This is a genomic window from Plantactinospora sp. KLBMP9567 (assembly GCF_033446045.1).
Classification (GTDB): Bacteria; Actinomycetota; Actinomycetes; order Mycobacteriales; family Micromonosporaceae; genus Plantactinospora.
Map to the genome: position 1 here is coordinate 377,629 of NZ_JAWQRR010000016.1, position 9,420 is coordinate 387,048.

General features: G+C 67.1%; 8 protein-coding genes, 1 tRNA gene and 1 pseudogene. 5 read left to right on the forward strand and 5 right to left on the reverse strand.

Annotated elements, in window-relative coordinates:
• Nucleotides 1-215: 215 nt before the first annotated feature.
• A complete protein-coding gene (locus tag R6Y94_RS13195; RefSeq protein ID WP_318396084.1) occupies nucleotides 216-1,460 on the reverse strand; it encodes an IS256 family transposase in 1,245 nt (414 codons plus the stop codon).
• A 136-nt stretch (nucleotides 1,461-1,596) separates the two neighbouring features.
• Here R6Y94_RS13195 and R6Y94_RS13200 point away from each other — a divergent pair, with 136 nt between their 5' ends.
• The 5 genes from R6Y94_RS13200 (at nucleotide 1,597) to R6Y94_RS13220 (ending at nucleotide 5,188) form a co-directional block, all read left to right on the forward strand.
• Nucleotides 1,597-1,737, forward strand: coding sequence for a hypothetical protein (locus R6Y94_RS13200; protein ID WP_318396113.1), 141 nt, complete (start codon nucleotides 1,597-1,599; stop codon nucleotides 1,735-1,737).
• 15 nt (nucleotides 1,738-1,752) lie between these two features.
• Nucleotides 1,753-2,205, forward strand: coding sequence for a SitI3 family protein (locus R6Y94_RS13205; RefSeq protein WP_318396085.1), 453 nt, complete (start codon nucleotides 1,753-1,755; stop codon nucleotides 2,203-2,205).
• Nucleotides 2,206-3,035: 830 nt separating this feature from the next.
• Nucleotides 3,036-3,108: transfer RNA gene (locus R6Y94_RS13210), tRNA-Arg, on the forward strand.
• A 524-nt stretch (nucleotides 3,109-3,632) separates the two neighbouring features.
• Nucleotides 3,633-3,935 (forward strand): hypothetical protein, encoded by a 303-nt coding sequence (locus R6Y94_RS13215; RefSeq protein WP_318396086.1) that lies wholly within the window; start codon nucleotides 3,633-3,635, stop codon nucleotides 3,933-3,935.
• Nucleotides 3,936-4,618: 683 nt separating this feature from the next.
• Nucleotides 4,619-5,188, forward strand: a complete 570-nt coding sequence (locus R6Y94_RS13220) for a helix-turn-helix domain-containing protein (RefSeq protein WP_318396087.1) — start codon at nucleotides 4,619-4,621, stop codon at nucleotides 5,186-5,188.
• Nucleotides 5,189-5,598: 410 nt separating this feature from the next.
• Here the strand turns inward: R6Y94_RS13220 and R6Y94_RS13225 are convergent, their stop codons facing one another.
• The 4 genes and pseudogenes from R6Y94_RS13225 to R6Y94_RS13240 form a co-directional block, all read right to left on the reverse strand.
• Nucleotides 5,599-6,882 carry an MFS transporter gene (locus R6Y94_RS13225; RefSeq protein ID WP_318396112.1) on the reverse strand — a complete coding sequence of 428 codons (1,284 nt, stop codon included), beginning with the start codon at nucleotides 6,880-6,882 and terminating at the stop codon, nucleotides 5,599-5,601.
• Nucleotides 6,883-7,014: 132 nt separating this feature from the next.
• A complete protein-coding gene (locus R6Y94_RS13230) occupies nucleotides 7,015-8,049 on the reverse strand; it encodes a TniQ family protein (RefSeq protein ID WP_318396088.1) in 1,035 nt (344 codons plus the stop codon).
• Nucleotides 8,046-9,119 (reverse strand): ATP-binding protein, encoded by a 1,074-nt coding sequence (locus R6Y94_RS13235; protein ID WP_318394626.1) that lies wholly within the window; start codon nucleotides 9,117-9,119, stop codon nucleotides 8,046-8,048. Before R6Y94_RS13235 ends, R6Y94_RS13230 begins: the two co-directional genes overlap by 4 nt.
• Nucleotides 9,116-9,420: pseudogene (locus tag R6Y94_RS13240) on the reverse strand (integrase); the annotation flags it as partial. The pseudogene R6Y94_RS13240 and the gene R6Y94_RS13235, both read right to left, overlap by 4 nt.

The following is a 9,420-nucleotide window of genomic DNA, read 5'->3' on the forward strand; positions in this document are numbered from 1 at the left end:
CCGTGACCTGGTGCTTTGGAGATCGGATGAGGGTGCTCGGTGGTACTCGTTGATCATCCCTGTGACTGAGCGCGACAGATGGCCAAGCTGAGCGCGAAAGACGGCCATGGAGGAAGCGGGTCGCGAGGTGATCGGCCATCCTGATCTGCCGAGGATGTGGGTCACGTCCATGGTCGTGGTGTAGAAGACGACCGTCGGAAGATCCGGTGTTGATCTTAAGCGGCGATGGGCATGGGTTGGTTGTGGGCGTCGTCGGGTTGGTCGGCGTCGATGCTGGCCAGGCGGGCGCGGTTGAGTAGTTCCAAGCCCATGTAGCGGCGGGTCTCGGTCCACTCGTCGGTCTGTTCGGCCAGTACGGCGCCGACGAGGCGGATGATCGCGGCCCGGTTGGGGAAGATCCCGACAACGTCTGTGCGGCGGCGGATCTCCTTGTTCAGCCGCTCTTGGGGGTTGTTCGACCAGATCTGCCGCCAGATCTGGCGTGGGTAGGCGGTGAAGGCGAGGAGGTCGTCCCGGGCGGTGTCGAGGTGCTCGGCGGCAGCGGGGAACCGCTGCTCGATCGTCTCGACCACCCTCGTGTACTGGTCCCGGACCGAGGCCGCGTCGGGCTGGTCGAAGATGGTGCGGACCAGGGTGGCCACCCACGGCTGTGCTGTCTTGGGGACCTTGGTCAGCAGGTTGCGCAGGTAGTGGGTGCGGCAGCGTTGCCATCCGGCGCCGGGTAGCGCGGCGCCGATCGCGGCGACGAGGCCGCGGTGGGCATCGGAGATGACGAGTTTGACCCCGGACAGGCCCCGAGCCGTCAACGAGCGTAGGAACGCCAGCCAGCCGGCGCCGTCCTCGTCGGATGCGATGTCCAGGCCGAGGACCTCCCGGCCGCCGTCGGCGTTGACACCGACCGCGACCAGGGCGTGGACGTTCACTGTCCGGCCGGCTTCGCGGACCTTGACCGTCAGGGCGTCGGCCCAGACGAACGTGTAGTGGGCGGCGTCGAGGGGACGATTCCGGAATGCCTCGACCTGGGCGTCCAGGTGCGCGGCCATCTCCGAGACCTGCGATTTCGACAGTTGCTTGACGCCGAGTTGTTCGACCAGCTTCTCCACTCGTCGGGTCGAGACGCCGAGCAGGTAGGAGGTGGCGACGACCGAGACGAGGGCCTGTTCGGCCCGCCGCCGGTGGGTCAGCAGCCAGTCGGGGAAGTACGAGCCCTGTCGTAGCTTCGGGATCGCGAGTTCCATGGTGCCGGCGCGGGTGTCCCACTCCCGGGTCCGGTAGCCGTTGCGGGAGTTGACGCGCTCAACGCTGCGCTGCCCGTACGGGGCGCCGCAGATCGCATCCGCCTCGGCGGACATCAACGCCTCCGCGAACGTCTTCACCATGTCACGCAGCAGGTCCGGCGACCCGGACGCGAGGTGCTCACGGAGGAAGCCAGCGGGGTCGGTAGGCTCGGGTACGGCCATCGTGGTGCTCTCCTTTGATCTTGACTTAGCCGTCTCAAAGGATCTTCACGATGGCCGTCTTCTACTCCACGACACGCCCGCTACCAGGCATGTCGTACACCACTCCCATGGACGCAACCGCCAGAAAACGCAGCGCGTGGCGCTGAATCTCGAGGACTGGCGCGGTGACCTCCGCGCCCTGCAGAAGCAGTTCGACGACTGGCCTGTCGACGGGTTGAAGGAACTGGTGGCGGTTACTCGGAGCGGTGCGGTCGTGCAGATCGTCAAACCCAACTGAGAGAAGGATTCGCATATGTCTATCGACTACCGATTGACCTTGGCGGGTGACATCCCCCTGGAACAGATAGCGGAACTCGTCGCCCCGGATGCCACCGAAACGTCGACTATGTCCGGCAAGCGAATGCTCACCGGGCCTCTCTCCGATGAGTACGGATACGTTGTCGACATCATCTCCGGCAGCCACGGCTACTACGACGCCGAAGACGACGACGGCTCTCAGTGGATATGGGAACCGGACATTTATGCCGACATCGACTTCCACATGAGCAAAGATGATCTAACCGACAAGGGAACCCCGAACATGTTGACAGCCGTGGCCCGGGTGCTGACTGAACGGGCGGAGGATGCTGCGCTCGTTCTGAACGGCAACTGGCTCTTGTTGACGCGCGTCGGAGGGGTGCTGCGCAAACACCGGCCGACGTGGTGGAGCCACCATGACGTCGACAACGACATCATTCGCCAATGAGCTCACCACCTGGAGCAACACACGCCAGGTGTTGCGGGAACGGACAAAACCGGTAGGACCACACGGGGGTTGATCGTGCGGCGGTCGCCAGGCGCACAGCGACGAACCTGGCAGTCTTCCCGGCTCCTCGCTGAGAAAGTCCAGCAGGTCCGGCCCACCCCTTGCCGCATGGGCAGCGCGGACCCGGCGCGGCTCGAACCAGCCCGGCCCGCACACCTGCCCGCAGGCCATATGCGGTCCGGCGCAGGGCGGACACAACGGCGGCAGCGGCGAGTTGCCCTACCGTGTCGTTCGCCAGGCTGTTGTGACCCTCCCAAACTCACTCGCTGCTTGCGGTCGAAGGATGGGGTCCACTTCGGTTGACCGATGGTTAGTGTGGTGGACCTGATCGTGTCCACCGTGTGCTCTGCTGCGCGTTGATGAGTAACTCATCATGTTGCTTGAGGGCGATCTGCCGGGGTCGCGCCGACGCCGGACGCTGGACCGCCCGCGTCGGCGAGCTGAACGCCATCCAGGTCTCTGACTCCTGAACCTGCTTCGGCTCGCCACCGATGGATGGCCGGCGCGGAGTTGCCAGGCGTTCCGGCCCGCGATCCGAACCCGCCCGTCTCGGTATCGATGATCTTCGTGCGTGTGCGCGTTGTGTGCTCCGGCGCGGTGATCAACGGTGGGTAACGTTGAGCGGTCATGCTCGTCGGTGACGGTCGGCCGGCGAAGGCCTGGTCGCGTGCGGTCGGTGTGTGATCCGCTGGTGGCGATGCGAGCGCTGACCACCCCTGCGGCTCCCTGCGGTACGCTGACAGCCGCCGCCAGCTAGCCTGGATCATGACGCCCTCGTAGCTCAGGGGATAGAGCAACGGTTTCCTAAACCGTGTGTCGCAGGTTCGAATCCTGCCGGGGGCACGCAGAGCATCCGCGACAACTTCAACGGGGTCTGAGGCGTCTGCCTCGGACCCCGTTTTCTGCGTTTGTGGGTGCTCGCTCATGATCGTCTCGATGGTGGCAGCAAGGACGGGTGCCGTCTCGCCGGTGATGCTGACCCGGATTGTCACGTCGTGCCGGTGGGCGTTATAGCGCAGTTCGAGGTGGAAGGCGTCGTAGATCCGACGTTGTTGGTCTTCAGGTAGGCGGTCCAGGTTGATGTGGCCTTGGGGTAGCAGGTCGAGTAGGTCTAGGTCCGCCGGAGCGTTGGCCCGCTCTTCGCGGGTGAGCTCGGCGAGTAGCTCCTTCTTGACGCGCTGTTCGGTGACGATGTCTTTGAATCGGGTCTGGATGCCCGTCCGCATGGCGTCGTCAACGTCGGGATCGCCGGTGGGTTTGACCATCCGACGCGCGGCATCTCTCGGTCACCGCCGGCCGAGGCGTAACGCGGGTTCGCCAGGGGCACCGGGATGACGGCGGTGTCGCGGTGGGCACAGAATGTCGGGATGGGGAACAGGGAATCGGTGAGCAGGAGGGGCACAGGGCTGATCGTCGCGGTGTTGGGGCTTTGGAGTTTGTTCGTGATTTGCATGGGGCTTGGGTTCGTGGCGTCGTACACGTCGGAGAACTCGTCTGCCGACTTGACCAACACCGAACTGCGCTCTGCGGCGATCGAGTGGACGATCGTGGCCACGATTGTCGCGGCAGTGTTGCTCGCCCCGGTCGCCGTATCGAGAAGGCGTGCCCGCGGCTGCGCCGCGTGTGTCGGCAGCAAGGCGGAGCGTTCGACGCCTTCAAGTGACCGTTAACGCCTGCTGCCTGCTTAGGGACCGGGCGCCAGGCCGCTGTAGATGATCGAGGACAGGCGCCTGTCGATCGACTGTGGGCTCCACACACTGACCTCTGAGAGTCCGCCAACTCTGCTGGGGCCGAACGAGACACGCCGCCCATTCGCAAGGTAGGTCCGGATAACGCAAGATCACTCACAAGGTAAGTCTGACATTCGCAACCTTCGCCGATATTGGACAGGACTGTCCCGTCCAGGTGATGGTGACGAGTGGGGTAGGCGTTGAGATGGGCTCCGCCATGTAGTTTCGGACGCTCGACCGCTGAGGTGTCCAGGTTTGGTTGGCGGATTCGGTGGATCTTGGCGGCGGAGGTGCGCGCCGACCTTCTGAACTTGGTATGGGCTCGCTCCAGAAGAAGCCGATCTCTAGCTTGGGTAACCAAGAGCGGCCACCGACAATCGACGTGCCCCTTTAATCGGTTCGATGTCCGCTCATGGCCGAATAGAGACGTTTGGTGTGTCGGTAGCGTCCGGCCGATTTGAAGAACGTCGCCCCACGCTTTGTTCGTGCTTCCATCACCACCGCGACGGATGAACACCGTTCGTCGCGGGAGGACTGCTTCAGACGTTCCCTGACTGCGTTGCAGCTTCATCCTGCGATGCCCTACGCTGCTCCGTAGTTACGGAGCAGCGTAGGAGGACGGGATGAACGGCAACAGACTCGATGAACTTGAGCGACGGATCGCCCGCTTGGAGAGCCGGGCCGAGAGCGGAGCTGCGCCGGAGCGCCCCGCGCGAGGTGCGAACCAGCTGACGGGAGTGCTGCATGCCTGGCGCCGCGACGCTGAGGAGCAGTCCCTGCCCGGGACGGTGGGTTATGCGGGGTATGTGGCTGGCAGGGAACTGCTCTGGGCCAGGCAGATGCCGCTCGCCGAGCTGTTGTCGGCCGACTGGGGTCCTGCGGCCGGCATCCTGGAGTCCCTCGGCAGCTTGCCGCGGCTGGCGTTGCTCAGGGCACTGCTGCGCGAGGGGTGCCGCACCAACGTCGACCTCCAGGAGGCACTCGGCGCGAACCAGGGGGACGCGACCAGCGGCCAGCTCTACCATCACCTGCGGGAGCTGCAAGGGGCGGGGCTGATTACGCAGAGGCGGCGTGGCGAGTACGACCTCGCACCCCAAGCGGTGATCCCGATCCTGACCATCCTCGCCGCGGCGATGAACGTTGCCACCGACCCTCCGGTCGGCCCGCCGATCGCAGCCCCACAATCGAACTGATGTCGATACCGACTTTCGTCGCGCACCGAGCGTGCGTCTCGGCGTCGAGTCGCCGACACTGTGACCGGTGACCACTCCGACAACACCACAAGCAGGCCACAAGATCTCTCGGGTAGCGGGATCGGAGACCCATCGACGCCCATGACACGCCAACTAAATCTGGACGCCGCCAGATCATCCGCCACGTTGACCTGGACTCCGCCATCTTCACCTGGACAGGACAAGGACAGTGTCCGATCCATTTGAAGGCTGCGAACGGTCGGCCGCCTGATCAGCGTCTCGAGGAGTGGTTCTGACCTATCCGCCTCGGAGTTGGTCAGACTTACCATGCGGATTCGGTGGATCTTGTAGTTCGAGCTGTCCTGAATACCCGCTGACCCTTGGGTGGGAATGTGAGACTTCGATGGTTGTCATACTGTGGCGGCCTCTGTCGCCATGACCGGCATTTTGCGTGTGCTCCTCAGTGGTGAGAGCAGCGCGGGCAGGAACGCGGCGGTCATTCCCGCCGCGCCGATCCACAGCACGACGGACGCGCCGAGTAGGCCGCCGAGTGCGCCGCCGAGTAGGCCCGCGATCGGCATGCTGCCCCACTGGACGAAGCGGACGGTGGCGCTCATTCTGCCGAGCAGTCGGTCCGGCGTCGCGGTCTGTTGCAGGCCGGCCTGCGCGATCAGGCGGACCACGCCTCCTGCGGAGACTAGGGCCAGTCCGGCCCCGGCAAGCCCGAGTGGCCAGCCGGGCCCGGCGGCCGGCATCAGCGCGGCGGCCGGCGCCGTGCACAGCGGAGCCAGCCAGACGACCGGGCCAGGGCCGATCCGGGCGATCACGCGGCGGGCCAGCAACGCGCCGCCGAGCCCACCGCACGCCATCACGGACAGCACAAGGCCGATATCGAACGCGCTCAGGCCGAGGTGCCTGGCCAGGTATACCAGCAGCATCGTCTGGTAGGTGACGAGGAAGAGGCTGAACAGGCCGTCCGTGAGCAGTATTGGCCGCAGCAGGGGGTGGCCGAGCACGAACCGTAGTCCTTCCCCGACCTCACGACCCAGGTGCTGGGGGGCGCCTGCCGGTGGCCGTTTCTCCGGCGTGCGGATTCGCAGCACGCCCAGCGCGGACAGCAGCATCCCGGCGGCGCTGACGACCAGCGTCAGCGGCGCGCCCAGCCAGGCGACCAGCGGCCCGGCCACGCCCGGGCCGCTGATGCTGGCGGCGGAGCGCACTGCGGCGATCTTCGCGTTGCCCTCGACCAGGTGATCGCGGCCGACCAGTGCCGGCAGGTAGCTGGTGTAGCCGACGTCGAACAGCACGGTCAGCAGGCCGTGAGCGAGCGCGACCGCGAACAGCACCCAGATCGTCAGCGCGTCCACCCACCACGCCAGCGGCACTAGCAGCAGCAACCCCGCCCGGAGCAGATCGCTGTTGACCATGACCCGTTGCTTGCGCCAGCGGTCGACCCATGCGCCCGCCGGGAGCCCGATCAGCAGCGACCCGGCCGTCGTCATCGCGGTCAGGACGCCGACATCAAACTCGTCTGCGTCCAGCCAGACGATCGCCACCAGAGGGAGCGCGAGGAACACGACCCGGTCGGCGAGCTGCCCGGCCACCGTCGCACCGAAGAACCGCCGGAAGTCGGGCTCACGAAGCAGGCCGAGGCGAGGTGATCGCAACATGTTATCCCGGATCCTCTGAGGCATCGATGCCGGCTGTGATGGCGTACGCCTCCTCGGACATCTTGCCGCCGCGGTGGTTGTTCTCGCCGGGGCCGAACAGGTAGCGCAGTAGCGGGCCGAGCCCGTGGATGGGGCCGCGTTCATGGACTTTCGGGATCAGGTCGGCCTCCCGGTGGCGGCTGGTGCTGGCCGGTGGGCGTAGGGCAGCGGCGCTACTGGGCTGAAGGCGCGGGGTGCGCGTCGGTCCCGGGCGAAGCGGTGCGCGATGCGTTCCTCGGCTAAGACCTGCTTCTCGGTGACGCGAGGGCTGCCGTCGTGGTGGTGGATTGTGTCGGGGTAGATCGCGGCCGGCTCCATCCGGGAACGCGCCGTCCGCGTGTTTGCCCAGTTCATAATCGTGTCTGTGAGGGCGTCGGCCTCATCTCGGGAGTTCAGTGCGTGCGCGCAGGCGTCGAGGAAGGGCCGGTATTCCACCGACCGTTGTTGCGCGGTCACGGTTCGTCTGGTGGGTGAGGCGATCACTGCGGCGAGCGCGGTGACTTCCGGGAAGATCGCGGCCATGAACAGCGACCGCCGGTAGCCGTCTGGCATGAGCAGGTCGAGACGCTGCTCCCATCGTCGCCAGAGGGGGTGGTGTGGTGCGCTGAACCGCAGGTCCAGGCAGATACGGGTTGCCGAGACGGTGGCGTCGAAGGTGATCGTCCAACCGTGCCGGCGGGTGGTGCGCCGCAGTCGGTGTTGTGCGGCGCCCAACTCCGGCAGCCGCGCGCCGAGCAGGAGGGGCGGCTCGTCGTGGATCCCGTCCGGCGGGCCGACCCGGTAGCCGTGCCGGGTGCACAGGTACTCGTCGTGGGCGAACAGCCGCCGCACCTGGCCGCCCTCATGCCGAGCGGTGCAGCGGGGACAGGCACGTTGGGCCAGGTGACGCAGGCTGCGCCACGCCGGCGGCGGAACCCGCAGCTCGGGCAGCGCCCAGGCCAGTCCAACGGGCTGGTAGCCGGTGATGGCCGCAAGCCGGCGCAGCGCGGCAGCGGCGGCGTCGACGTGCCTGAGGCGCCGTTGGATGCCGACGTGCTGGGCCAGCGTGCTGCTGGACAGTCCGTGCACTAGATCGAGACGACGCAGCCAGGAGGTGAGGGTTTCGTTCCGCGCAGGCGCCAGCGGGATCGGCAACCGCCGCCAGTCGCTCACTTCTTCGCCTTGCCGCGCCGTCCCGGTCTCTGGACGTGGGCGCGTTGCGCGGCGTGGTCGACGGGTATCAGGTCGAGCAGGTCTTTCGTGATCTGTTCGGTGCCGTCCTGGATGGCCAGGACCGCCGCGCCGCGCACCAGGTGCGACAGGCTGCCGATCATGCCGCTGGTGCGGGCGAACAGGTATTCGTCCAGCCCGGTCAAAGTGCCGGGCTGGTGGCGGTGTAACCGCAGGCTGGCCTCCATGGTCGAGACCAGACCGCGCCAGGTCTCACGCTGCTCGGTGGTGCCGTAGTCGAACGGCCGCGCGGGGATGAGGGTGAACCGGCCGGCGATCTGCCGGCCCCGGGTGCCGGCGAACAGGCCGATCTCGTCGACGTCCAGGCCGGCGTAGACGAACGTGGCCGGCAGCCGCTCCGCGAAGTACTTCAGCGTGTCCGACACCTCCGCGCCGGCCCGGGTGGCGAGGCTGATGTTGTGTATCTCGTCGACCAGCACCAGATCGACGTGGGTGCGGGCGGCGGTGGCGCAGACCGCGTTGGTCACGTCGGTGAGGTTCGCCGAACGAGGTGCCGGCAGGCCGAAGAACCGGGAAAACTCCACCGCCACCATTCGTGGTGTCGCCGCCGGAGGGACCGTGATGTAGACGACCGGCAACCGGTGCCGATCCTGCGGGTGCCGCCGGCGGGCGGCGAGGTCATGCGCCCGGCCGAGCTGGCTCAGCGCCGTGGTCTTCCCGGTGCCCGACGCTCCGCTGATGATCACGCCCCGGCGGGCGGAGATCTGGTTGCGGTTGAGCTGGATCAGCAACCGGCTCGTCGCGATGACCTGCCGGATGACCGGCGTGTTCACCAACGGCAAATCGGCGTGGTACTCCATTCGCGCCTCGTCATACCCGACCCGCCGGCCCGCGCTCAGCCCCGCCAACGCCGCCTCGGCCAGCAGGGCCGGTGGGTTCGGTTCGGCGTCCACGAACCGCCGCCATCCCTCCTTGGTGGTCAACGGATTCTCCGTCGACGGCTCAGCGTCGTCGGGGTCCCCGGCGCGCGGGCGGGGCAGGATGGCGGTCAATACGGCCACCTCTCGGCCTCGACGCGGGCGTCGAAGATCCCCATCGGGACCACGGTCGTACTGGTCTGCCCGTCCAACTCGTCGTCCTCGTCAGCCTGTGCCTCGGATTCCTCGACGGGCGGGGGCCGGTGCGCGGCGGCGGCCACCCGGGTCCGCGCCGCGACCCGGGCACTCGCCTTGTCCAGCACCGGGCCGGCCTGCGCCCGGGTGAGCAGCTCGTCGAGGACCCGGGCCACCGCGGTCTCGTTGGTATCGTCCCGGCCGGCCTGCGCCGCCAGCCGGCGGGCATGGCGCCAGGTGA

Excerpts from the sequence above, each read along its gene's own strand:
- R6Y94_RS13215 (WP_318396086.1), top strand. The coding sequence starts at position 3,633 with ATGGGGAACAGGGAATCGGTGAGCAGGAGGGGCACAGGGCTGATCGTC.
- R6Y94_RS13225 (WP_318396112.1), bottom strand. The coding sequence starts at position 6,882 with ATGCCTCAGAGGATCCGGGATAACATGTTGCGATCACCTCGCCTCGGC.
- R6Y94_RS13205 (WP_318396085.1), top strand. The coding sequence starts at position 1,753 with ATGTCTATCGACTACCGATTGACCTTGGCGGGTGACATCCCCCTGGAA.
- R6Y94_RS13220 (WP_318396087.1), top strand. The coding sequence starts at position 4,619 with ATGAACGGCAACAGACTCGATGAACTTGAGCGACGGATCGCCCGCTTG.
- R6Y94_RS13195 (WP_318396084.1), bottom strand. The coding sequence starts at position 1,460 with ATGGCCGTACCCGAGCCTACCGACCCCGCTGGCTTCCTCCGTGAGCAC.